Below are 22,193 nucleotides of genomic sequence, written 5' to 3'. Positions count from 1 at the left end.
CTGCGGCCTCAACCGCCGGCCAGGGGCCACTCCTGGCCGTCGGCCGCCACCAGCACGCCCGGCGTGGTGTCGCTCTGGGTCAGCGGCACGCCCATGAAGCGCTCCTTGTCCATGCCTTCGTCACCCATGTTGATGGCGACGCGGCCGTTGCGGCGCGCGCGCATCAGTTCGTCGTATTGCGCTGGCGTGAGCAACAGCTTCTGCGGATACGCGTTGTCGTTCTCGGCCCAGTGCTTGCGGATGGCTTGGAGGGCGAGGTCATAGAGAGTGGCCATGACGGGATCATAGAAAACACGGCCGCCCTTCCCGCCGGCCCAGTGAAAAGGCGGCCCGCAGGCCGCCTCGTCGACCGGAGCCGCCTGTGCGGCCCGAGGCCATCACTTCCGCAGCTTGGCCAGCTCGGCCATCATGGCCTGCACCGTGCCCTCGCCCACGCTGGCCGAGTGCTTGTCGATCACGGGCTTCATCTTCTCGCGCAGCTTGGTCACCTCGGCGGCGGACAGCTCGTTGACCTCCATGCCGCTCTTCTTCAGGTCTTCCAGGCCGCTCTGCAGCATGGCGCGGGACTGGGTGCGCTCGTACTGGGCCGATTCGACCGCAGCCTCCTTCAGGATCTTCTGATCGGCCGGCGGCAGCTGGTCCCAGAACTTCTTGCTGATCACCACCGACTGCGGGTTGTACTGGTGGTTGGTGATGGTCATGTACTTCTGCACCTCATTGAGCTTGGCGCCCTTGATGGTGGCCACCGGGTTCTCCTGGCCGTCCACCGCCTTCTGCTCCAGCGCGGCATACAGCTCGGGGAAGGGCAGCGGGGTGGGGTTGGCGCCCAGGGCCTTGACCCAGTCCACGTTGATCGGGCTCGGGATCACGCGCAGCTTGAGGCCGGCGATGTCCTCCACCTTCTGGATCGGCCGCTTGCTGTTGGTGAGCTGACGGAAGCCCAGCTCATAGTAGGCCAGGCCGACCAGGCCCTTGTCTTCCAGCTTCTTGTGCAGGTTCTGGCCGAAGGGGCCGTCCACCACCGCATCGGCCTCGCGCGCATTGCCGAACAGGAAGGGGAAGTCGTAGATCGCGAAGTCCTTCACCAGGCTGGAGAAGATGCCCGAGTTCATGGAGGCCATCTCCAGCGTGCCGCCCTGCAGGGCCGAGACGTTGGCCTGGTCGCTGCCCAGCACGCCGCCGGGAAAGACCTGCACCTTGAGGCGGCCGGCGGACTTCTTGTCGACCAGCTCGGCGAACTTCTCCATGCCCAGCACGATGGGATGGCCCTTGGCGTTCTGGTTGGCGAACTTGATGGTGCGCGTCTGCGCGGGTGCCATGCCGGCAGCGGCGAGGGCCACGGCGGCCACCACGGTCTTGAGGAACAGTCGCTTCATGGGGGGTCTCCTGGGTGGGTAGCAATGAGAGGAAGGAAAGGACGGCTCGCTCAGCCGTGGAACCAGCGCGCCGGCACGATGACCAGTGCGGGGAAGAACACCATCAGGAACATGACGGCGAACTGCGCCACCATGAAGGGCCACACGCCCTTGGTGACCTCGTCCATGCTGACCTTGCCGACGCCGGCCACGGTGCTGAGCACCGTGCCCACCGGCGGCGTGATCAGCCCGATGGCGTTGTTGATGATGAACAGCACGCCGAAGTACACCGGGTCGATGCCGGCGGCCTTGATGATGGGCATGAACACCGGCGTGAGGATCAGGATGGTGGGCGTCATGTCCATGGCCGTGCCCACCAGCATCGTGATGACCATGATGACCACCATCAGCAGGATGGGCCGGTCCAGCAGCGGCTGCAGCACGGCCACCAGTTCGGCCGGAAGGTTGGCGACGGTGATCATCCAGGCCGACACCATGGCCGCGGCCACCAGGAACATGATGACGGCGGTGGTGCGCGCTGCGGCCTCGAACAGGCCGTAGAGCTGCGAGAGCTTGAGCTCCTTGTAGACCACGGTCGAGACGAAGAGCGCATACACGGCAGCCACCACGGCCGCCTCGGTGGGCGTGAAGACGCCGAACTTCAGGCCCACGATCACGATCACCGGCAGCACCAGGGCGAAGGTGGCGTCCTTGAGGGCCGTGAGCACCTCGGCACGACTGGCGCGCGGGGCGGGCTCGATCTTCTCCTTGCGCACCAGCCACCACCAGGTGAACCACAGTGCGGCGCCGAGCATGACACCCGGCGCGATGCCGGCCATGAAGAGCTTGGAGATCGACACGTTGGCGGCCACGCCGAAGACCACGAAGCCGATGGAGGGCGGGATGATGGGCGCGATGATCGAGGCGGCCGACAGCAGGCCGGCCGAGCGCGCCTTGTCGTAACCGGCGCGGTTCATCATGGGCAGCAGCAGCGCCGCCAGCGCCGCCGCATCGGCCACGGCCGAGCCGGACAGCGAAGCCATGATGATGGCCGCCATGATGCCCACGTAGCCCAGGCCGCCGCGCACATGGCCCACCAGCGTCATCGCGAAATTGACGATGCGGCGCGACAGGCCGCCGGCGTTCATGATCTCGCCGGCCAGCATGAAGAAAGGCACGGCCAGCAGCGGGAAGCTGTTGGCGCCCTCCAGCGTGTTCTGCGCCAGGATCTGCGGATCGAACATGTCCATGTGCCACATCAGCGCCGCGCCGCAGGCCAGCAGCGAGAAGGCGATGGGCACGCCCAGGGCCATGGCGCCGAGCAGGGCGCCGAGGAAGATTGCGATGGTCATGGCCGTCCTTTCAGCGCACGGGTTGGGAGGCCGCCTCGTGCGGCGCATCCTCGGATTCGGTCACGCCGATCAACTCGGACTCGGCCAGCCGCCCCGCCAGCAGCGCCACGAACTCGGTGGTGATGAAGACCATGGCGATGGCCGAGAAGAACACGCCCGCACCGTAGAACCAGGCCATGGAGACTTCCATGACGGCGCTCGTGCTCTCGCGGTTGATCTGCATCTGCGTCCAGGAGCCCTGCAGCATGAAGAAGCAGAGCATCAGCATCAGCAGGTGGCTCGCGCCCAGGCACAGCTTCTTGCCCAGGCGCGGCAGGCGCGACACCAGGGTGTCGGTGCCCAGGTGCTGGTGCGAGCGCAGCGCCACCAGCGCGCCCAGGAAGGTCATCCACACGAAGAGCCAGCGAGAGAGCTCCTCGGAGATCAGCAGGCCGTCGTTGAAGCCATAGCGCAGCACGACGTTGCCGAACACCATGACCACCATCAACGCCAGGCAGACCACCATGGCGAAGGAAAAGAGCCGGCACAGCCGGTCGAGGCACGTCCCCCACATACACGCTCCTTGAAGTGGGGCGAAGTTTGTACGAACTGGTTAGTTTTGTGGGTCGGGGCAAACCCGGGGATGCGCACCCCGTGGCTTGGCGCGCTGCCGTCCGCTCAGGGCGCCCGCATGAAGCGCACCACCATGTCGATCACGCTGTCGCGGCGGTGCGCCACGTAGGCGGCCGAGGCGGTGTCGAGCTTGAACAGCGTGCCGAAGGTGTGGCGGTTGGCGACGTTGAAGAAGCTCAGCGCCGAGATCGACGCATGGATGTCGACTGCATCCAGCCCCGGCCGGAAGAGGCCGCTGGCGAGGCCGCGCGCGTACAGCCGCTCGATGGCGGCGATGGCCGGGACGTTGAGTTCCTGGATGCGCTGCGAGGCCGCGATGTACTGGCCGCGGTGGATGTTCTCGCTCATCACCAGGCGGATGAAGCGCTCGTGCTGCAGGTGGTGGTCGAAGGTGAAGGCGACCAGCCGACGCAGCGCCGCCTCGGGCTCCAGGTCGTCCAGGCGCAGGTCGGCCTCGATCTCGCGCACCTGGCGGTACGACTCCTCCAGCACGGCCAGGTACAGGCCTTCCTTGCTGCCGAAGTAGTAGTAGATCATCCGCTTGCTGGTCTGCGTGAGCGCGGCGATCTCGTCGATGCGCGCGCCGGCCAGGCCCTTCTCCGCGAACTCCTCGGCCGCCACATCCAGGATGTTGGCGCGCGTGCGCTCCGGGTCGTTGGTGCGGCTGGCCGGTGCCTTGGCGGCGGGCTTCGCGGCGGCGCTGCGGCGCGCACGCGAATGGACGAGTTCGTTCATTTTTTCAGTATAGGCGGCGGCCGTCGCCCGGCGAGCGAACGTAGACTGGGCCCGCAGGACCATGGCCTCCGCCGCTCCACCCTCCCCGTTGCGCGCTGCGCGCCATCGCCCCGGCTGGCAGCCGGTGGTGGACGCATCGCGCTGCACCGGCTGCGGCTGGTGCGTGGCAGCCTGCCCGCCGCACGTGCTGAGCCTCGCGGCGCGCGACTGGAAGAAACATGCAGTGCTGCATGACGCGCCGGGCTGCACCGGCTGCAGCGACTGCGCCGTGGTGTGCCCCTTCCGCGCGATCACGATGCGCAAAGCGGCCCCGAAGGCCGACGGACCTGGCGATCCGGCGGCGGCAGCTCAGCGCAGGTCGCCGTCCACGTAGTACCAGCGGCCATCCTCGCGCACGAAGCGGCTGCGCTCGTGCAGCCGCGAGGCGCGCCCCGCGGCATCGCGCGAGCGGGCGACGAACTCCACCTCGGCCCGGTCGGCGCCCAGCGGCAGGTGCGCCCGCACGTCCAGCCCCAGCCAGTGGACCGGTGTCGACGCGTCCAGTTGCAGCGATGCCGGCCGGGTGCGCGGATGCCAGGTGGCCAGCAGCCAGGCCTCGTCGCCGAGGCCATAGGCGGTGTAGCGTGAGCGCATGAGCGTCTCGGCGTCGGGAACAAGCGCGGCGCGTTCGTCGGCCGGCGTCTGCGGATCGGCCAGGAAGCGGCCGCAGCAGGCGCCGAAGGCAAGGGGCCTGCCGCGGCCCTTGCGACCGCAGGGACAGGGTTGGTCGGACTCAGGCAGAGGTGCGGACATGGTCGGGGACATCAGGAACGGACGGACCGGCCGCGGCGCCACCGGTCTCGCGGCAGGGCCCCATGGCCCGTGCGATGGCGAGCCGCAGCTGGGTCGAGGGCACGGGTTTGTACAGCAGCTGGAAGCCCGCGGCCTCGACCTGGGCCCGGTCGGCCTGCGCGGTTTCGCCGGTCACCACCGACACCTCGCGCACCTTGCCCAGCCCGTGCAGCGTGCGCGCCGCCGCCAGGCCGGAGAGGCCCTCGCCCAGGCGCAGGTCGCTCAGGAGCAGGTCGAAGCGTCCCGGCAGCGCCAGCGCCTCGCCGGGCGTGGCCGCGACCTGCACCTCGTGGCCCCAGCCGCCCAGCAGCGCCCGCATGCCTTCGCGCACGGGCGCCTCGTCGTCCAGCACCAGGATGCGTGCGGGGGCGCAGGGCGGCAGCGCCTCGGGAGCCCGCACTGGCAGCTGCGGCATGGCGGCCGCCAGCCAGAGCGAGAAGGTGCTGCCCTGGCCCGGCGCGCTGCGCAGCGCGATGCGGGTGCCCAGCGTGCGGGCCATGCTGGCCACCAGGGCCAGTCCCAGGCCCAGGCCCCGCGAGCGGTCGCGTCCCGGGTTGTCGACCTGGAAGAATTCCTCGAAGACCTGCTCGCGCAGGGCCGGTGCGATGCCGATGCCGCTGTCGCGCACCTCGATGCGCCACCCGGCCGTGCCGTCCTGCGTGCAGGGCCGCGCCGCCATCAGCACGCAGCCGCGCTCGGTGTACTTGAGTGCGTTGTCGACCAGGTTGGCCAGCAGCCGCGAGAGCATCTGCGCATCGGCGAGCACCCGGGCGCGCGTCGGGCGCGCGAACAGTCGCAGGCCCTTGGTGGCCGCCGTGGCCGCGAAGCGCCCCTGCAGCGACTCGAAGAGCTCACCCAGGTCCACCGGCGCCAGGTGCACGGCCATGGCGCCACGGTCCAGCTGGGCGATGTCGAGCAGGGCGTCGACCGAGCCACGCAACGCTTCGATGCTGCCCTGCATGTGGCGCACGCTGGACGGCGCGGCCGGCCGCCCGGCCTCCAGCGCATCGATGAACACGGCCAGCGCATGCATGGGCTGGCGCAGGTCGTGGTTTGCTGCGGCAAAGATGCGCGCCCGCTGCGCGGCCAGATGGGCCACGCGGTCCAGTTCGGTCTGCAGGGCTTCGGCCAGGCGGGCGTTCTCCAGGCCGGACTCGATGGCCCCGACGATCAGCAGGTTCTGCTTGCGGGCGTAGTGCAGCGTGGCCAGCAGCTGCGACAGCGCCAGCACGCCCATCAGCACGGCGGGCCCACCCTCGCCCGCCGTCATCAGCCGCACGGCGATGCTCAGGTACAGCGGCACGCCGAAGCACAGCGTGGCGAGCCACCACTGCGCCAGGGCCGCGATGGACACGCTTGCCACGCCGCTGATGAAGAAGTACTGCAGCAGGATGAGCGCGAGGTCGCCCCGCGGGAAGAACAGCCAGGGCGCGGCGGCCCACACCAGGCCCGGCAGCAGCATCCGCCACTCCAGGTGGCGGCGCCAGCGCGCCGCATCGGCCGTCTGGAAGGTGTCCGGGTCCACGCCATGCAGGTGGCGGTACATGTGCCACTGCATCGCATGGACCATCACGGCCCACACGAACACGCCGGCCTGGCGCGTGAGCACCGCGAAGCTGATCCAGAAGGCAGCTGCCGTGAGTGCGGCGACGAAGGGCGTGTCGCGCGTGTCGAGGATGTAGGCCCGCGCCAGCGTGAGGTCCACGCGCGCATCGGCATGCGGCGCATCGCCCCACCATCGCCGCAGCCGTTGAAGCCTGTCGCCCGTCATCGGGGCAGGATAGCAGCGGCTTGTGATCGCTCAGGCCAGGGCGCGCTGGATCAACAGCTTCTGGATGTCCGAGGTGCCTTCGTAGATCTGGCACACCCGCACGTCGCGGTAGATGCGCTCCAGCGGAAAGTCCTTCACATAGCCGTAACCGCCCAGCGTCTGGATGGCCGCGCTGCAGACACGCTCGGCCATCTCGCTGGCGAAGAGCTTGGCCATGGCCGCCTCCTTGAGGCAGGGCCGGCCGGCATCGCGCAGGCTGGCCGCATGCCAGATGAGCTGGCGCGCGGCTTCGAGCTGCGTGGCGCAGTCGGCCAGGCGGAAGCCCACCGCCTGCTGGTCGAAGATCGGGCCGCCGAAGGCCGTGCGGTCCTTGGCGTACTGCAGCGCGAAGTCGAAGGCGCTGCGCGCCATGCCCACACTCTGCGCGGCGATGCCGATGCGCCCGCCTTCCAGCGCGCCCAGGGCGATCTTGTAGCCCTCACCTTCGGCGCCGATGAGGTTCTCGGCCGGAATGCGGCAGCCGTCGAACTGGATCAGCGCCGTGTCGCTGCTGTGCTGGCCCAGCTTGTCCTCCAGGCGGGCCACGGTATAGCCCGGCGCATCGGTGGGCACGAGGAAGGCGCTCATGCCCTTCTTGCCGGCCGACTTGTCGGTCATGGCGATAACGATGGCCACCTGGCCGTTCTTGCCGCTGGTGATGAACTGCTTGGTGCCGTCGATCACCCAACCGTCGGCGTCCTTCCTGGCCGTGGTGCGCAGGCTGCTGGCGTCGCTGCCCGCCTGCGGCTCGGTCAGGCAGAAGGCACCCAGCATGCGGCCCTGCGCCAGCGGCTCCAGCCACTGCTTCTTCTGCTGCGCATTGCCGTAGCGCATCAGGATGGCGTTGACGGGGCAGTTGGTGACGCTGATGGCCGTGCTGGTGCCGCCGTCGCCGGCGGCGATCTCCTCCAGCACCAGCGCGAGCGTCAGGTAGTCCAGGCCCGCGCCACCGTGCTCCTCGGGCACGCAGATGCCGTAGGCGCCCAGCTGGGCCAGGCCCTGGTGCACGTCCTTGGGGAAATGGTGGTCGCGGTCCCACTGCGCGGCATGGGGCCACAACTCGGCCTGGGCGAAATCGCGCACGGCGTCGCGGATGGCTTCCTGGTCGGGGGTGAGCAGCATGGGTCGTGTCTCCTGTCGTTCTCGTGTGGATGCTTGAGTGCCCGACGTCAGGGGCCGGGACGCCCTTCCTCGTCCAGCTGGGTGCGGTAGCGCGCCAGCATCTGCTCCTGCGACTCCGCCGGAGCCGGCGTGCCCATCTGGTCATGGATCATCTGGTTGAGCGTGGGCAGTGCCGAACGCGGCCCCCAGGTCGATGCATTCCACAGCTGCGAACGCATGAAGGCCTTGGGGCAGTGCAGGTAGGCCTCGTGCACCTGCACCTCGACCACCAGTCTGGGCCGCTGGCGCTCACCCTCGAACTGGCCAGTGAACTCCGGCTCGTCGCGCAGCCGGGCACGGCCGTTGACGCGCAGCGTCTCGTCCACGCCGGGCACCAGGAAGATCAATGCGATGCGCGGATCGGCCAGCAGGTTCTCGAAGGTGTCGAGCCGGTTGTTGCCGCCCGAGTCCGGCAGCAGCAGCGTGCGGCCGTCCTCGCTGGCCTTGACGAAGCCGGGCGAACCGCCGCGCGGCGACGCATCGAGCAGCGCGCCATGCACGCCACCACTGGCCACCACGCAGAAGGGCGACAAGGCCACGAAGCGCCGGCCATGCACATCGAGATGGTCGAGCTGCTTGCGCAGCGCGCGCTCGCCGGGGGCGGCGTAGAGCGCGCGAAGTTGGTCGGCGTTCTGGATCATGGCAGCGTGCGCTTCAACGGCCCGCGCCCAGGTCCATGATGAGGCGCGTCGCCATGTACAGCCGGCGCGGGATCGCGTCGATCTGCACGTACTCGGCCTTGTCGCTGTGGTAGTTGAAGCCCGGCAGGCCCAGGCTCTCGATCACCGGCTTGCCGGCCAGCGCGGCATAGGCCGCGTCGGTGCCGCCGCCGGAGCGTTCTTCGATGACCACGCTGCCGCCCGCCTCGGTGTAGTAGCCCACGGCCTTGTCGATCAGCACCTTGCCCGCCTCCCCGGCGTTGAAGGCCGGCCGGCCGCGGGTGACCAGCACCTGCACCTCGGCATTGGGCAGCTTCTTCTTCTGCGCGCGGGCCTCCAGCTCCTTCATGGCCGCCTCGAAGTCCTCGTTGCGGGCATAGCGCACGTCGGCATTGAGCGTGGCGCTGTCGGGAATGATGTTGGACACGGCGCCGGCCTTGGCGATGGTCCAGTTGAAGCGCAGGCCGCGGGCCTTGTCGTCGATGTCCATGGTGCGCAGCACCAGGTCCGACGCCTCGACCAGCGCGTTGACGCCCAGCTCAGGCGCGGCGCCCGCGTGCGAGGCCTTGCCCTTGATGTTGACCTGCACATAGGCAATGCCCGAAGTGCCCAGCGTGAAGCCTTCCTTGATGGCCGACGAGGGCTCGAAGGACAGCACATAGTCGGCCTTGGCCGCCTCCTGCTGGATCAGATCGCGCGAGCCGAAGGAGCCCTTCTCCTCGTCGGTGTTGAACAGCACCGTGATGCTGCCGAAGTCCTGGAAGCCACGCGCCTTGAGCAGCTGCAGCGCGTGCAGGATGACGGCGTTGCCGCCCTTGTCGTCGGCGATGCCCGGGCCATAGGCCTTGTCACCCTCGATCTTGAAGGGCGACTTGGCCAGCGTGCCCTTGGGGTACACGGTGTCCATGTGCGAGATGAGCAGCAGGCGCTTGCCACCCTTGCCCTTGAGCGTGCCGACGATGTTGTCGCCCACCACCGGGCCGGCCGCCGCGCTGCGCGTCACGGTGAAGCCCAGGGCCTTGAGCCGCTCTTCCAGGTAGGCGCCGGCCACGGCAATGCCGTCGGCATTGCCGGTGCCGGTCTCGATGTTGACCAGCTTCTCGAGCGTCTGGACCACGGCCGGCTGCTCGGCCGTGGCGGCCTTGAGCAGCGCCTCGTCGCGGGCATGGGCCGGCGCGGCGGCGAGGAAGGAGGCAGCCAGCAGGCCGGCGAGCAGGGGACGGAGCTTGAAGGAAGAGTTCACGGGAAGTTGTCGTTCAGGAAATAGGAAACGCAAGCGCAGGGCGGCACTGTGCCGCCCTCGGTCTCACAGCAATTCAAGTGCCACCGCGGTGCCTTCGCCCCCGCCGATGCACAGCGTCGCCACGCCGCGCTTCTTGCCGCGCTGCTGCAGCGCATGGATCAGCGTGACCATGATGCGCGCGCCGCTGGCGCCGATGGGATGGCCCAGCGCGCAGGCGCCGCCGTGCACGTTGACGATGTCGTGCGACACACCCAGATCGTGCATCAGCGCCATGGGCACCACGGCGAAGGCCTCGTTGACCTCCCACAGGTCGACGTCCTTCACCGACCAGCCGGTCTTGGTGAAGAGCTTGTGCACGGCGCCCACCGGCGCGGTGGAGAACCACTCGGGCTGCTGCGCATGCGTGGCATGGGCCACCAGGCGGGCGATGGGCTTCGCGCCGATCTTCTTCGCATGCGCCTCGGTGCTCATCACCAGCGCCGCGGCGCCGTCGTTGATGGAGGAGCTGGAGGCCGCGGTGATGGTGCCGCCGTCCTTCTTGAAGGCGGGCTTGAGCGTGGGGATCTTGTCCAGCTTGACCTTGCCCGGGCCTTCGTCCAGCGCGATCACGGTCTCGCCGCCGCGGCCCTTGACGGTGACCGGCGCGATCTCGGCCTTGAAGAGGCCGTCGCGGCTCGCATGCTGGGCGCGCTGCACGCTGGCGATGGCGAAGGCGTCCTGCTGCTCGCGGGTGAACCGGTACTTGGCGGCGCAGTCCTCGCCGAAGGTGCCCATGCTGCGGCCGGGCTGGTAGGCGTCCTCCAGGCCGTCGAGCATCATGTGGTCGAAGATGCGGTCGTGGCCCATGCGGTAGCCGCCGCGGCCCTTGAGCATCAGGTAGGGCGCGTTGGTCATGCTCTCCATGCCACCGGCCACCATCACGTCGTGCGTGCCGGCCAGGAGCAGGTCGTGCGCCAGCATGGCGGCCTTCATGGCCGAGCCGCACATCTTGCTGAGCGTCACGGCGCCCGCGCTGTCGGGCAGGCCGCCCTTGTAGGCCGCCTGGCGGGCCGGCGCCTGGCCCTGGCCGGCCATCAGGCAGTTGCCGAACAGCACCTCGCCCACCGCCTCGGGCGCGACGCCGGCGCGCTCGACCGCGGCCCTGATGGCGACGCCGCCCAGGTCGTGGGCGGCGAGCGAGGCGAAGTCGCCCTGGAAGGCGCCCATGGGCGTGCGGGCGGCGCCGAGGATGACGATGGAGTCGGACATGGCGGGAGTCTCCTTGTGCAAGTGGGGGTGGAAAGGTCAGGGCGTTGCGGCGGCGGTAGCGCGGGCGTTCGGTGCCGGGGCCGGCTCGGCAGCGGCAGGCATGTCGGCGACGTCGTCGGCCTCGTTCGCTCCGACGCTCTTGCCGCCCTGAGCACGGCTGAAGCGTCGCCGCTCGTCGTAGGGAAACACGTCCAGCATGTGGCCCGCCAGGATGCGCTCCTTGTGGCGCTGCCAGAAGGCGGCGTCGAGCAGGTCGGCATGGTGCGCCATGAACGCCGCGCGCACATGGTCATTGGCCAGCAGGAAGGGTTCGAAGGTCTCGGGGAAGACGTCGCGCGGGCCCACGCTGTACCAGGGCTCGCCGCTCAGCTCGTCCTCCTCGCAGCGTGGCGGCGGCACGCGGCGGAACTGGCAGTCGGTGAGGTATTCGATCTCGTCGTAGTCGTAGAACACCACCTTGCCGCCGCGCGTGAGACCGAAGTTCTTCCACAGCATGTCGCCGGGAAAGATGTTGGCGGCCACCATGTCCTTGATGGCGTGGCCGTACTCGACCACCGCCTGCGTCAGCTGCTGCTGCGCCCGCTCGGCCGCGGCCGGCGACTCGGGCTGCGCGATCTGCTCCAGGCATTCGGCCAGCAGGATGTTCAGCGGGATCATGCGCCGCTCGATGTAGACGTGCTTGATGACCAGCTCCATCTCGCCGTTGCCGTCGCGGTCGCCGATCTCGACCTGGCTGGGCGCGAAGCGCTGCAGCGCCTCGACCAGCGCGGGCTCGAAGCGGTCCAGCGGAAAGCCCACCTCGCTGTACTCGAGCGTGTCGGCCATGCGGCCCACGCGGTCGTGCTGCTTGACCAGCTGGTACTTGCGCTTGACCTGCTCGCGCGTCGTGTCCTTGGGCGGCGGGTAGAAGTCCTTGATGACCTTGAAGACGTACGGAAACGACGGCAGGTCGAACACCAGCATCACCATGCCCGGGATGCCCGGCGCGATGCGGAAGCGGTCGCTGCTGTAGTTGAGGTGCGAGAGGAAGTCACGGTAGAACAGCGTCTTGCCCTGCTTGGCCAGCCCCAGCGCGCTGTAGAGCTCGGCGCGCGGCTTGTGGGGCATGAGCGCGCGCAGGAAGCGCACCCAGGCACTGGGCACCTCCATGTCGACCATGAAGTAGGCCCGCGCGAAGGAGAACAGCATCTGCAGCTCGTCCTCGCCGAACAGGGCGGCGTCGATCACCAGGCGCCCGTTCGCGTCGTGCAGGATGGGCAGGGCGAAGGGCAGCTCGGTGAAGCCGTTGAGCACGCGGCCCACCACGTAGGCGCCCTTGTTGCGGAAGAACAGCCCCGACAGCACCTGCAGCTGGAAGTTGGCGCGCAGCCGCACGGGCCCCAGCGCGCCCAGCACGGCCTGCGCCACCTGCTGCGCATCGCCGGCCAGGTCGGCGAAGGGCACGATCAGGCCGAAGTCGTTCACCATCTGCGCCACGCTGCCGGCCAGCGAACCGTCGCGCGGGTAGTAGGCGCGATAGGTGGGGGCGCCCTGCGGCTCGATGTACTCGGTGCTGATGGCAGGCCGCACGAAGATGAAGTCGTTCTGGAAGTAGGCCCGGTGCAGGATCTTGATGGTGACCGAGTTGAAGAAGCTCTCGGCCAGCTCGGGCTGGTGGTGGTCCACCAGCAGGCCGATGTAGTGCAGCTTGACCTGCTGCCACACGTCCATGGGCTGCGTGCCGGCACTGAACTCCTTCTCGAGCCGGGCCACCGCCTCGGCCACGCGCAGGGCATAGAACTCGATGCGCTCACGCTGCGCCCGTTGCTGGCCGGCCCAGTCGGCCGTCTCGAAGCGGTGCTTGGCGCGCGCCGACTCGGCGCGGAACAGGCGGTAGTGGCGGTTGAAGCCGTCGATCAGCGCCTTGGCGATGCCATAGGCAAGCGGCGAATCCAGGCGCTGCGGAAACATGGCGGCCTCGCCCCTCTTGCCCCTGCGCCCGGCCTCACTCGCCCTGGATGGCCGCCTGCGCGCGCGGCTGCGGCGTCGCGGCGGCAGGCGTGCTCCACTTGGCGCGGATGCGCTGCACTGCGGCCTTGTAGATGCCGTCGAGCGGCTTGGCGCCGTCGACGCTGATGCCCAGGTCCTGCAGCAGGCCGTCGTGTACACCGAAGGCCCAGCCATGGATGGTGACCTTCTGGCCGCGGCTCCAGGCATCGACCATGACGGTGCTCACCGCCACGTTGACCACCTGCTCGGCCACGTTGAGTTCGCACAGCGCGTCGTCGCGCACGGCCTCGGGCAGGCTCTCGAGCATCACATGGTGGCGATCGCGCACGTCCTGGATGTGGCGGATCCAGTTGTCGGCGAGACCCACGCGCACCCCCTTCATGGCCGCCTTGACGCCGGCGCAGCCGTAATGGCCCACGACCATGATGTGCTCTACCTTGAGCAGGTCGACCGCGAACTGGATGGTGGACAGCGCGTTGAGGTCGGAGTGGACCACCACGTTGGCCACGTTGCGGTGCACGAACACCTCGCCCGGCTCCAGGCCGGTGATCTGGTTCGCGGGCACGCGGCTGTCGGAGCAGCCGATCCACATGAACTTGGGCGTCTGCTGCTTGACCAGGCTGGTGAAGAAGCCGGGGCGGTCGCGCTCCATCTGGGCGGACCAGGCGCGGTTGTGGGCGAACAGTTCTTGGATCGGATCGGTCATGTCGGGCATTGTGTCAGTGGGGGCGCGTCGTCCTACGCAGTGGCCTTGGTGGCGGCCTTGCGGGCGCGGGCCAGCGCCGAGCGGCTGGCGGTCTCCTGCGCGCGCACCTCGGCAAGGTTGGCCTGCAGCTCGGCCATCTGGGCCTCCAGCCGCTCGCGGTGGGCACCCAGCACACGCAGGAAGGCCTCCAGCTGGGGCACGGTGTCGCGCGGGCTGTCGTACATGTCCAGCACGTCGCGGGCCTCGGTCAGGCTCAGGCCCAGGCGCTTGGCCCGCAGCGTGAGCAGCAGCCGCGCCCGGTCACGCGCGGTGTAGACGCGGTTGCGCCCCTGGCGCTCCGGCGTGAGCAGGCCCATGTCCTCATAGAAGCGGATGGCCCGCGTCGTGAGGTCGAATTCCTTGGCCAGTTCGCCGATGGTGAAGGTGGTGTTGGACATGCGAGAGGGATTGCCGCGCGCGGCGAAGGGTCGCGCACCGGTGACAGCGCCATCTGGCAGCGCTGCCTACAATGACCGCAACTCTTACGTTGACGTAAACGTCAATACTAGCCGAGCCGGCTGCCGCCGGCAATGCCGCATGAACCTCCTCGAACGCGAACTCCACTACCCCCTGGGCGACACGCTGCCCGAGCCCGGCAAGACCCTCGAGGTCGCGCCCGGCGTGCGCTGGATCCGCATGCGCCTGCCCTTCGCGCTGGACCACATCAACCTCTGGCTGCTGCGCGACCGCATCGACGGCCGCGAGGGCTGGAGCGTGGTGGACTGCTGCATCGCGCGCGACGAGGCGCGCCAGCAGTGGGAGCAGGTGTTCGAGACCGAGCTGCAGGGCCTGCCCATCCTGCGCGTGATCGTCACGCACATGCACCCCGACCACATCGGACTGGCGCACTGGCTGTGCGAGCGCTGGAACGCGCCGCTGTGGATCAGCTCGACCGACTACCACGTGGCCCGCGTGCTCAGCACCGCCGGCGACACCCTGGCCGGCGGCGAGGCAGCCGCGGCCTTCTTCGCCACGCACGGCTTCACCGACCCCGAGGCCCTGGACAAGCTGCGCGCGCGCACCAGCTACTACCGCAACATGGTGCCCGCCGTGCCGGATCGCTTCGTGCGCATGATGGACGGCGACGTCATTCGCATCGGCGACCACGACTGGCGCTGCATCGTCGGCTACGGTCACGCGCCGGAACACATCTCGCTGTTCTGCGATTCGCTCGAATGGCAGGACGAGACCGGACGCCACGCGGGCGTGCTGCTGGGCGGCGACATGATGCTGCCGCGCATCTCCACCAACGTGAGCGTGCATGCGGGCGAGCCCGAGGCCAACTCGCTGCGCCTCTTCCTGGACAGCATCGAACGCTTCAACGCCCTGCCTGCCGAGACCCTGGGCCTGCCCGCCCACGGCAAGCCCTTCCGCGGCATCCACCGCCGGGTGGAGCAGCTGCAGGAACACCACCGCGACCGCCTGGCCGAACTGCAGGCCGCCTGCGCGCAGAAGCCGCACACGGCAGCCGAGGCCCTGCCCATCCTCTTCAAGCGCGAGCTGGACCTGCACCAGATGACCTTCGCCCTGGGCGAGACCATCGCCCACCTGCACTGCCTCTGGTTCGCCGGCCAGCTGCGCCGCGAGCTGGGCGAGGACGGCATCTACCGCTTCCGCCTGGCCTGACAAGGTGTGAGCCCGCGGGTCGAGGCGGCCCCCTAAACTGCCCCGATGACCGACGACCTGCAACGGCTGCGCGCCGGCGACCTGGTGGGCGCGCGGCGCCTGCGCATCGCCGCCGACCTCGACACCTTCCCCCGCGAGATCTTCGACCTGGCCGACACGCTGGAAGTGCTGGACCTTTCCGGCAACCGGCTCGACACGCTCCCCGACGACCTGCACCGCCTGCACCGGCTGCGCGTCTTCTTCGCCTCGTCCAACCGCTTCACCGCGCTGCCCACCGCGCTGGGCGCCTGCCCGCAGCTGGAGATGGTCGGCTTCAAGGCCAATCGCATCGCCCATGTGCCCCCCGAAGCACTGCCCGCGCGGCTGCGCTGGCTGATCCTGACCGACAACGACCTCGCCGAACTGCCCGAAGAACTCGGCCGGCGCACCCGGCTGCAGAAGCTGATGCTGGCCGGCAACCGGCTCGCGGCCCTGCCCGACCTGCGGCAGTGCCAGGCGCTGGAACTGCTGCGCCTCGCAGCCAACCGCTTCGAGGCGCTGCCCGGCTGGCTGGCCGACTTGCCGGCCCTGTCGTGGCTGGCCGTCGGCGGCAACGCCTTCAACGCAGCGGTCGAGGACGCGGCGCGCCATGGCCAGTCTTCGGACGCCATCGACTGGTCTTCATTGCAGGTCGGCGAGTTGCTGGGCGAAGGCGCCTCGGGCCGCATCCATGCCGGCGTGCTGGGCGAAGGCGCGGCGGCACAGGACGTGGCCATCAAGCTCTTCAAGGGCGAGGTCACCAGCGACGGCTGGCCACTGACCGAGATGGCGGCCAGCCTGGCGGCGGGCACGCATCCGCGCCTGATCCCGGTGCTCGGGCGGCTGCAGGGCCATCCAGCCGGCACGCAGGGCTTGGTTATGGCGCGCATCGCGCCGCACTACCGCACGCTGGCCGGCCCGCCCAGCTTCGACAGCTGCACGCGCGATGTGTACGCGGACGGGTTGCGCATGCCGGCCGACGTGGCGCTGCGCATCGCTGCCGACGTGGCGTCGGCGCTGGCCCACCTGCATGCACGCGGACTGGTGCATGGCGACCTGTATGCCCACAACCTGCTGTGGCGGCCGGATGCGCCCCAGGGCGAGGCGACGGCGCTGCTCGGCGACTTCGGCGCCGCGGCCTTCGCGCCAGAAGGGGAGTTAGGGGATGCGCTTCGCCGCATGGACGTGCGGGCCCTGGGCGTGCTGCTGTCAGAACTTCTGGCGCTCGCCGACGGTGCCGCTGCGACCGATGCGGCTCCGGCCGACACGCCCAGCGCCTGGGCAGCCGCCTGCACGCAGGCCGACGCCACCCAACGCCCCAGCGCTGCAGCCCTGGCCGCCGCCACGGCCCGCTGGGCAGCGATCAGCCCGGCTGCAGCTGATACAGCCAGGTCTCCGTCAGCGTGACGCCGCCGTTGCGCAGGTAGAGGCGCATGTCCACCGGCTCGTTGTTGCCGGGCGCGGGCGTGAAGTCGAACTGCGCACGCCAGTGGCCCGGCACGCCGTTGGGCACGGCCTCGGTGAAGACGTACGAGAAGCTGCCGCTCGAGGCGGTGAGCACCGCCTCGGGCTTGACGCCGAAGGGAATGTCCTTGAGCGTGCCGCCCACGAACTCCACCATGAACTTGCGCACGCCCTGCGGACGCGGCTGGCCCGGCTGGCCGCCGCGGCCGATGCGCGTGGCCACGCAGCGTGCCAGCGGGCCGGGGAAGGGCTCATCCGCCTGCCAGTACAGGCGGTAGCGCAGGTTGTAGCTGCTGCCCTTGGCGGCGGGCGCGGCCGGCACCCAGAAGGCGACGATGTTGTCGTGGATCTCGTCGTCGGTCGGGATCTCGATCAGCTGCACCGAGCCGTCGCCCCAGTCGCCCAGCGGCTCCACCCACAGGCTGGGGCGCTTGTCGTACATCACGCCGTCCTGGTAGTGGTCGAAGGCACGGTCGCGCTGCAGCAGGCCGAAGCCCTTGGGCCCGCGGTCGTTGAACTGCGAGGCGCGGGTGACGGTCGGGTTGTTGAGCGGGCGCCAGATGCGCTCGCCGCCGCCCGTCCACAACGCCAGGCCGTCGGAGTCGTGCACCTCGGGCCGCCAGTCGATGCCGCGGGCGCCCAGCGTCTCCGAATACCAGTACATCGAGGTCAGCGGCACCAGACCCAGGCGGCCCACATCGCGGCGCAAGAAGAGGCGCTGCTCGATGTCCATGATCACCGCCGCCTTGCGCTGCATGACGAAGCGGAAGGCGCCAGTGACGCTCGGGCCTTCCAGCAGCGCATAGACGACCACCGTGGTGTCGTCCTTGGGCGGCTCGAACCAGAAGCGGGTGAAGTTGGGGAACTCCTCCGGCCGGTCCGGCAGGGCCACGTCCAGCGCGATGCCGCGGGCCGACAGGCCGTACTGGTAGAGCTCGCCGATGGCGCGGAAGTACGAGGCCCCCAAAAAGGCCACCCAGTCGTTCTTGCGCCAGTCCAGCTTGGCCTGGTCGCCCAGCCGGCTTTCCTGGAAGCGGAAGCCGGCAAAGCCCGCGCCATCGGGCAGTTGCTTGGCCGGGCTGTCGGCCGGCATGTCGAAGTAGGCGCTGTCGTAGACGATCTCGCGCGAGAACACGTCGCCGCCGGCGTTCTCGAGCACATGCATGTGCACCGGCACCTGGAAGAAGCGGCCCAGGTGGAAGAAGGTGACCGGGAAGGCGCCGGGCCCGTCCTTGAACAGGGCGTAGTCGGTGTCGAAGCGGATCTTGCCGTGGGCGTCGTAGTCGATGCGCTCCAGCACGTCCTTCGGCAGGCGGTTTTCCTGCGCATAGGGCTGGCCGGCGAGGGCCTGGGCGTCGGCCACCAGGCCGTCCCACGAGAAGGGCCGCGGCTGGCTCAGCTGCAGGGCCTTGGCGTTCTGAGCGGAGGCGGGCCGGCCCAGAAGACCCAGGGCGAAGGCGGCGGCGCCGGAAGAGACGAAGGAGCGTCGGTCGAGCATAGGCAGGGGAAAGGTCGTTGTTCTTGTGAAGGGGGCAACCATACCGCGCTCCGGGATTCCCCTCATGTCGGAATTGCACTTCGATGCATCCCGTTGCGTTTGGCGCCTTGGCGACGGCCCCGCAGGGCGGGCGCTCTTAAGCTGCGCCCCAGAAGGAGACACGCACCATGGACACCTCGAACCTCTTCTCGCTCAAGGGCCGCACGGCCCTCATCACCGGCGGCTCGCGCGGCATCGGCCGCATGATCGCCGAGGGCTACCTGGCGCAAGGCGCCCGGGTCTACATCTCGGCCCGCAAGGCCGACGCCTGCGACCAGACGGCCCAGGAGCTGTCGGCGCTCGGCCACTGCGTCTCGCTGCCGGCGGACGTGTCGACGATGGAAGGCGTGCAGGCGCTGGTCGCCGCCTATGCAAAGCACGAAGACTCGCTCGACATCCTGGTCAACAACGCAGGCGCCGCCTGGGGCGCGCCGTATGAAGAGTTCCCCGAGAGCGGCTGGGACAAGGTGGTGGACCTCAACATGAAGTCGCCCTTCTTCCTGACGCAGGCGCTCACGCCCATGCTCAAGAAGGCGGCCACCGACCACCTGGCGAAGGTGATTCAGATCGCCTCCATCGACGGCATCTCGGTCAACCCGTGGGAGACCTACTCCTACGCGGCCAGCAAGGCCGGCCTGATCCACCTGACCAAGCGCATGGCGATGCACCTGGCACCGCACCGCATCGTGGTCAGCGCCATCGCGCCCGGGCCTTTCGCCTCCAGCATGAACAAGGAAGCGCGCGACCACGGCGACGAGGTGGCCGGCCGCGTTCCGCTGGGCCGCGTGGGCACGCCAGAGGACATGGCCGGTGCCGCCATCTTCCTGGCCTCGCGCGCCGGGGACTACGTCGTCGGTTCCACGCTGGTGGTCGACGGCGGCTGCGCCTGGGGGCGCTGAGCGCCCACCCGGCCCGCTCGGGAAGCGGCGGCGGCGGCGTGCCGTGCCGCCAGAATGCGGGACCGTCTTCGACCCGCCGGCGGCCCGCCCCGGCGCATGACCGCCCATGACCGCCGTCCGCATCCCGCCCATCCAGTCCTTGTTGGCCTTCGAGGCCGTCGCGCGTCTGCGCAGCGTGACGCAGGCGGCGGCCGAGCTGTCGGTCACGCCCAGCGCGGTGAGCCACCGCATCCGTCAGCTGGAGACGCAGCTGGGGCTCAAGCTCTTCGCCACACGCGGTGAGTTCCTGCCCTCGCCCGAAGGCGCGGCCTACCTGCTGCGGGTGCGCGAGGCGATGGCGGCGCTACAGGACGCGCCGCGCCCCGCCCGGCCGGCGCCGGCCGCCACGCGGCTGCGCGTGGCCGTCACGCCCACCTTCTCGCGCCAGCTGCTGCTGCCGCGGCTGGCGCTGTTCCGCCATGCCTACCCCGACATCGAGCTGATGCTGCAGGTGGCCATTCCCATCCACAACGTGACGGCCGAGGAGGCCGACATCGAGCTGCGCTTCGGCGTCGGACCCTTTCCGGACCGGGAGTCGATGCACCTGCTCTCCGACGAGGTCTGCCCCGTCTGCAGCCCCGAATACCTGGGCGAGGCCGGCCCCTTCGAGGGCGACTTCGACACCGAGGCCGAGATCGGCCGCGCCCACCTGATCCGCTCGCCGCTGGAGCCCTGGCGCACCTGGTTCCGCGCGTGCGGCATCGGCCTGCCCGAGCCGGCCTCGGGCAACCAGTTCAACGACCTCGGCCTGGTGCTGGACGCCGCCGTGGCTGGCTTCGGCGTGGCGCTGATGCGGCTGAAGCTCGGCCAGGGCTGGCTGGACAGCGGCCGGCTGGTGCGACTGTCGCGGCGCAGCGTGCGCTCGCCGCACGACTACTTTCTGTGCTGGAAGCCGGGCACGCTGGAGCGCTGGGAATGCGCCGCCTTCGTCGACTGGATCCGGCAGGCGATGCGGGACTGAGCAGGCCTGCGTTTTTCTCAGCGCGGGCTGAGCCTGTCGAAGCCTCGTCCCGCCGCCTTGCGCCGCGGCAAGCCGTGAAAAAGATTCACGCCCCCCGCGCGTCGTTTTCAGGCCTGCACCCCCCCAGCGCTCCTACATTGGCGTCGCGCCGCACGGCCGCCTCGGCGGGCCGCCCCACGCAGCGCACCGTTCACAACAACACGCAGGAGACACGCCATGCCCTGGCAGCAGATCTACGACCCGTTCGGCAACATGTTCATCTCCACCGCCCTCGCGGCGATCCCGGTGGTGGTGATGCTCGCTGCACTGGGCTTCTTCCACATCAAGGCGCACATCGCCGCCGGCATGGGCCTCGTCGCGGCGCTGCTGGTGGCCGTCTTCGCCTACGGCATGCCCGCCGACCTGGCCGGGCGCGCGGCGCTCTTCGGCGCCTTCACCGGCCTGCTGCCCATCGGCTGGATCGTGCTCAACATCATCTTCCTGCACCAGCTGACCGAGCAGAACGGCAGCTTCGCGGTGCTGCAGGATTCGCTCTCGGGCATCACCGAGGACCGGCGCATCCAGCTGCTGCTGATCGCCTTCTGCTTCGGCGCCTTCTTCGAGGGCGCGGCCGGCTTCGGCACGCCGGTGGCGGTGACCGCGGCCATCCTGATCGGGCTGGGCTTCTCGCCGCTGGCGGCCTCGGGCCTGTCGCTGATCGCCAACACCGCGCCGGTGGCCTTCGGCGCGCTGGGCACGCCGGTGATCACGCTGGCCAAGGTGCATGGCTACGACCTGATGGAGGTGACGGCCATGATCGGCCGGCAGCTGCCCTTCTTCTCGCTGATGGTGCCCTTCTGGCTGATCTGGGCCTTTGCCGGCCGCAAGGCCATGATGGAGATCTGGCCCGCGATCCTGGTGACGGGCGTGAGCTTCGCGGTGCCGCAGTTCCTGGTGTCCAACTTCATCGGGCCGGAGCTGGTGGACATCATCGCGGCCGTCGTCTCGATGCTGAGCCTGGTGGCCTTCCTGCGCGTGTGGCAGCCCAAGCGCATCTGGACCTCGCCGTCGATGCGCGGCAACGACCCCAGCGCCGCCGAGGCCAAGCCCCCGCAGCCGGTGCGCCAGCACAGCCGCGCCGCGCTGGTGCGGGCCTGGATGCCGTGGCTGATCCTGTCGGTGTTCGTCTTCGTCTGGGGCCTGCCGGCGGTCAAGACCTGGCTCAACGGCCTGTTCGCGCCCAGCTTCCCGATGCCGGGCCTGCACAACATGATCGACAAGATGCCGCCGGTGGTGACGACGCCCCACAAGGAGGCGGCCGTCTACGTGCTGAACCTGCTGTCGGCCACCGGCAGCGGCATCCTGCTGGCGGCGGTGCTCAGTGCCGTGCTGATGAAGTACAGCCCGGTGGCCATCGTGGGCACCTTCTTCCGCACGCTGTGGATGGTGCGCTACTCGCTGCTGACCATCGTGCTGATGCTGGCGCTGGGCACGCTCACGCGCTTCTCGGGCACCGACACCACGCTGGGCCTGGCCTTCGCCAACACCGGCGTGCTGTATCCCTTCTTCGGCACGCTGATGGGCTGGATCGGCGTGGCGCTCACGGGCTCGGACACGGCGTCGAACGTGCTCTTCGGCGGCATGCAGAAGGTGGCAGCCGAGCAGTTGGGCCTCTCGGCCAACCTGATGGGCGCGGCCAACAGCTCGGGCGGCGTGATGGGCAAGATGATCGACGCGCAGTCCATCGTCGTGGCCTCCACGGCCACCCGCTGGTTCAATCACGAAGGCGATATCCTGCGCTACGTTTTCTTCCACTCGATCGCGCTCGCGGCGCTGGTGGGCCTGTATGTGACGCTGCAGGCGTACGTCTGGCCCTTCACCCTGACCGTGGTCCACTGAACAAGCCGGCCCGGCGCGCCTGTCGTGCGCC

21 protein-coding genes are annotated in these 22,193 nt (G+C 69.4%); 6 read left to right on the top strand and 15 right to left on the bottom strand.

Annotated features, from left to right (window positions below; all coding sequences use genetic code 11):
• Positions 1-8: 8 nt before the first annotated feature.
• The 5 genes from BXA03_RS23430 to BXA03_RS23410 form a co-directional block, all read right to left on the bottom strand.
• Positions 9-275, bottom strand: a complete 267-nt coding sequence (locus BXA03_RS23430) for a hypothetical protein (RefSeq protein ID WP_076511601.1) — start codon at positions 273-275, stop codon at positions 9-11.
• A gap of 102 nt (positions 276-377) precedes the next feature.
• Positions 378-1,376 carry a TRAP transporter substrate-binding protein gene (locus BXA03_RS23425; protein WP_076511600.1) on the bottom strand — a complete coding sequence of 333 codons (999 nt, stop codon included), beginning with the start codon at positions 1,374-1,376 and terminating at the stop codon, positions 378-380.
• A 50-nt stretch (positions 1,377-1,426) separates the two neighbouring features.
• Positions 1,427-2,707, bottom strand: coding sequence for a TRAP transporter large permease subunit (locus BXA03_RS23420; protein ID WP_076511599.1), 1,281 nt, complete (start codon positions 2,705-2,707; stop codon positions 1,427-1,429).
• A gap of 10 nt (positions 2,708-2,717) precedes the next feature.
• The gene (locus BXA03_RS23415; protein ID WP_076511598.1) at positions 2,718-3,260 is read right to left on the bottom strand and encodes a TRAP transporter small permease; all 543 of its coding nucleotides are present in this window, start codon (positions 3,258-3,260) and stop codon (positions 2,718-2,720) included.
• Between the two features lie 104 nt (positions 3,261-3,364).
• The gene (locus BXA03_RS23410) at positions 3,365-4,054 is read right to left on the bottom strand and encodes a TetR/AcrR family transcriptional regulator (RefSeq protein WP_076511597.1); all 690 of its coding nucleotides are present in this window, start codon (positions 4,052-4,054) and stop codon (positions 3,365-3,367) included.
• 61 nt (positions 4,055-4,115) lie between these two features.
• On the opposite strand from BXA03_RS23410, the gene BXA03_RS23405 reads away from it, so the two are divergent.
• On the top strand, positions 4,116-4,427 hold the full coding sequence (locus tag BXA03_RS23405; RefSeq protein WP_076511596.1) for an ATP-binding protein: 312 nt from the start codon (positions 4,116-4,118) through the stop codon (positions 4,425-4,427).
• On the opposite strand, the gene BXA03_RS23400 is transcribed toward BXA03_RS23405, so the two are convergent.
• The 9 genes from BXA03_RS23400 to BXA03_RS23360 form a co-directional block, all read right to left on the bottom strand.
• Entirely contained in the window at positions 4,403-4,846 is a 444-nt protein-coding gene (locus tag BXA03_RS23400; RefSeq protein ID WP_076511595.1) for a YchJ family protein, read from the bottom strand. The genes BXA03_RS23405 and BXA03_RS23400 overlap by 25 nt on opposite strands.
• Entirely contained in the window at positions 4,827-6,656 is a 1,830-nt protein-coding gene (locus tag BXA03_RS23395; RefSeq protein ID WP_076511594.1) for an ATP-binding response regulator, read from the bottom strand. The genes BXA03_RS23400 and BXA03_RS23395 overlap by 20 nt, the downstream gene beginning before the upstream one ends.
• Before the next feature lie 30 nt (positions 6,657-6,686).
• The gene (locus BXA03_RS23390; RefSeq protein ID WP_076511593.1) at positions 6,687-7,817 is read right to left on the bottom strand and encodes an acyl-CoA dehydrogenase family protein; all 1,131 of its coding nucleotides are present in this window, start codon (positions 7,815-7,817) and stop codon (positions 6,687-6,689) included.
• Positions 7,818-7,864: 47 nt separating this feature from the next.
• Positions 7,865-8,497 carry a pyridoxamine 5'-phosphate oxidase family protein gene (locus BXA03_RS23385; RefSeq protein WP_076511592.1) on the bottom strand — a complete coding sequence of 211 codons (633 nt, stop codon included), beginning with the start codon at positions 8,495-8,497 and terminating at the stop codon, positions 7,865-7,867.
• A gap of 13 nt (positions 8,498-8,510) precedes the next feature.
• A complete protein-coding gene (locus tag BXA03_RS23380; RefSeq protein WP_200803425.1) occupies positions 8,511-9,758 on the bottom strand; it encodes a glutamate carboxypeptidase in 1,248 nt (415 codons plus the stop codon).
• A gap of 63 nt (positions 9,759-9,821) precedes the next feature.
• Positions 9,822-11,006: an acetyl-CoA C-acyltransferase gene (locus BXA03_RS23375; protein ID WP_076511591.1), complete on the bottom strand. Its 1,185-nt coding sequence runs from the start codon at positions 11,004-11,006 to the stop codon at positions 9,822-9,824.
• A gap of 36 nt (positions 11,007-11,042) precedes the next feature.
• A complete protein-coding gene (gene aceK, locus BXA03_RS23370; RefSeq protein WP_083716325.1) occupies positions 11,043-12,956 on the bottom strand; it encodes a bifunctional isocitrate dehydrogenase kinase/phosphatase in 1,914 nt (637 codons plus the stop codon).
• 34 nt (positions 12,957-12,990) lie between these two features.
• The gene (gene can / locus BXA03_RS23365; protein WP_076511665.1) at positions 12,991-13,701 is read right to left on the bottom strand and encodes a carbonate dehydratase; all 711 of its coding nucleotides are present in this window, start codon (positions 13,699-13,701) and stop codon (positions 12,991-12,993) included.
• 32 nt (positions 13,702-13,733) lie between these two features.
• Positions 13,734-14,138, bottom strand: coding sequence for a MerR family transcriptional regulator (locus tag BXA03_RS23360; protein WP_076511590.1), 405 nt, complete (start codon positions 14,136-14,138; stop codon positions 13,734-13,736).
• 139 nt (positions 14,139-14,277) lie between these two features.
• On the opposite strand from BXA03_RS23360, the gene BXA03_RS23355 reads away from it, so the two are divergent.
• Both BXA03_RS23355 and BXA03_RS23350 read left to right on the top strand, forming a co-directional pair.
• Complete coding sequence (locus BXA03_RS23355) at positions 14,278-15,366, top strand: MBL fold metallo-hydrolase (RefSeq protein ID WP_076511589.1); 1,089 nt, start codon at positions 14,278-14,280, stop codon at positions 15,364-15,366.
• A 45-nt stretch (positions 15,367-15,411) separates the two neighbouring features.
• Positions 15,412-16,791 (top strand): leucine-rich repeat-containing protein kinase family protein, encoded by a 1,380-nt coding sequence (locus BXA03_RS23350; protein ID WP_076511588.1) that lies wholly within the window; start codon positions 15,412-15,414, stop codon positions 16,789-16,791.
• Here the strand turns inward: BXA03_RS23350 and BXA03_RS23345 are convergent.
• Positions 16,748-18,346 carry an OpgD/OpgG family glucan biosynthesis protein gene (locus tag BXA03_RS23345; protein WP_076511587.1) on the bottom strand — a complete coding sequence of 533 codons (1,599 nt, stop codon included), beginning with the start codon at positions 18,344-18,346 and terminating at the stop codon, positions 16,748-16,750. The genes BXA03_RS23350 and BXA03_RS23345 overlap by 44 nt on opposite strands.
• 167 nt (positions 18,347-18,513) lie before the next feature.
• Between BXA03_RS23345 and BXA03_RS23340 the strand changes: the two genes are divergently transcribed.
• From BXA03_RS23340 to BXA03_RS23330, 3 genes are all read left to right on the top strand, one after another.
• Positions 18,514-19,284, top strand: coding sequence for an SDR family oxidoreductase (locus tag BXA03_RS23340; RefSeq protein WP_076511586.1), 771 nt, complete (start codon positions 18,514-18,516; stop codon positions 19,282-19,284).
• A gap of 106 nt (positions 19,285-19,390) precedes the next feature.
• The gene (locus BXA03_RS23335) at positions 19,391-20,284 is read left to right on the top strand and encodes a LysR substrate-binding domain-containing protein (RefSeq protein WP_076511585.1); all 894 of its coding nucleotides are present in this window, start codon (positions 19,391-19,393) and stop codon (positions 20,282-20,284) included.
• A 216-nt stretch (positions 20,285-20,500) separates the two neighbouring features.
• Entirely contained in the window at positions 20,501-22,162 is a 1,662-nt protein-coding gene (locus BXA03_RS23330) for an L-lactate permease (RefSeq protein ID WP_076511584.1), read from the top strand.
• Positions 22,163-22,193 lie beyond the last annotated feature (31 nt).

This window comes from Pseudacidovorax sp. RU35E (assembly GCF_900156165.1).
Classification (GTDB): Bacteria; Pseudomonadota; Gammaproteobacteria; order Burkholderiales; family Burkholderiaceae_C; genus Xenophilus.
This window is presented reverse-complemented; position numbering and strand designations above follow the sequence as displayed.

Excerpts from the sequence above, each read along its gene's own strand:
- BXA03_RS23430 (WP_076511601.1), bottom strand. The coding sequence starts at position 275 with ATGGCCACTCTCTATGACCTCGCCCTCCAAGCCATCCGCAAGCACTGG.
- BXA03_RS23425 (WP_076511600.1), bottom strand. The coding sequence starts at position 1,376 with ATGAAGCGACTGTTCCTCAAGACCGTGGTGGCCGCCGTGGCCCTCGCC.
- BXA03_RS23420 (WP_076511599.1), bottom strand. The coding sequence starts at position 2,707 with ATGACCATCGCAATCTTCCTCGGCGCCCTGCTCGGCGCCATGGCCCTG.
- BXA03_RS23415 (WP_076511598.1), bottom strand. The coding sequence starts at position 3,260 with ATGTGGGGGACGTGCCTCGACCGGCTGTGCCGGCTCTTTTCCTTCGCC.
- BXA03_RS23410 (WP_076511597.1), bottom strand. The coding sequence starts at position 4,054 with ATGAACGAACTCGTCCATTCGCGTGCGCGCCGCAGCGCCGCCGCGAAG.
- BXA03_RS23405 (WP_076511596.1), top strand. The coding sequence starts at position 4,116 with ATGGCCTCCGCCGCTCCACCCTCCCCGTTGCGCGCTGCGCGCCATCGC.
- BXA03_RS23400 (WP_076511595.1), bottom strand. The coding sequence starts at position 4,846 with ATGTCCGCACCTCTGCCTGAGTCCGACCAACCCTGTCCCTGCGGTCGC.
- BXA03_RS23395 (WP_076511594.1), bottom strand. The coding sequence starts at position 6,656 with ATGACGGGCGACAGGCTTCAACGGCTGCGGCGATGGTGGGGCGATGCG.
- BXA03_RS23390 (WP_076511593.1), bottom strand. The coding sequence starts at position 7,817 with ATGCTGCTCACCCCCGACCAGGAAGCCATCCGCGACGCCGTGCGCGAT.
- BXA03_RS23385 (WP_076511592.1), bottom strand. The coding sequence starts at position 8,497 with ATGATCCAGAACGCCGACCAACTTCGCGCGCTCTACGCCGCCCCCGGC.
- BXA03_RS23375 (WP_076511591.1), bottom strand. The coding sequence starts at position 11,006 with ATGTCCGACTCCATCGTCATCCTCGGCGCCGCCCGCACGCCCATGGGC.
- aceK (WP_083716325.1), bottom strand. The coding sequence starts at position 12,956 with ATGTTTCCGCAGCGCCTGGATTCGCCGCTTGCCTATGGCATCGCCAAG.
- can (WP_076511665.1), bottom strand. The coding sequence starts at position 13,701 with ATGACCGATCCGATCCAAGAACTGTTCGCCCACAACCGCGCCTGGTCC.
- BXA03_RS23360 (WP_076511590.1), bottom strand. The coding sequence starts at position 14,138 with ATGTCCAACACCACCTTCACCATCGGCGAACTGGCCAAGGAATTCGAC.
- BXA03_RS23355 (WP_076511589.1), top strand. The coding sequence starts at position 14,278 with ATGAACCTCCTCGAACGCGAACTCCACTACCCCCTGGGCGACACGCTG.
- BXA03_RS23350 (WP_076511588.1), top strand. The coding sequence starts at position 15,412 with ATGACCGACGACCTGCAACGGCTGCGCGCCGGCGACCTGGTGGGCGCG.
- BXA03_RS23345 (WP_076511587.1), bottom strand. The coding sequence starts at position 18,346 with ATGCTCGACCGACGCTCCTTCGTCTCTTCCGGCGCCGCCGCCTTCGCC.
- BXA03_RS23340 (WP_076511586.1), top strand. The coding sequence starts at position 18,514 with ATGGACACCTCGAACCTCTTCTCGCTCAAGGGCCGCACGGCCCTCATC.
- BXA03_RS23335 (WP_076511585.1), top strand. The coding sequence starts at position 19,391 with ATGACCGCCGTCCGCATCCCGCCCATCCAGTCCTTGTTGGCCTTCGAG.
- BXA03_RS23330 (WP_076511584.1), top strand. The coding sequence starts at position 20,501 with ATGCCCTGGCAGCAGATCTACGACCCGTTCGGCAACATGTTCATCTCC.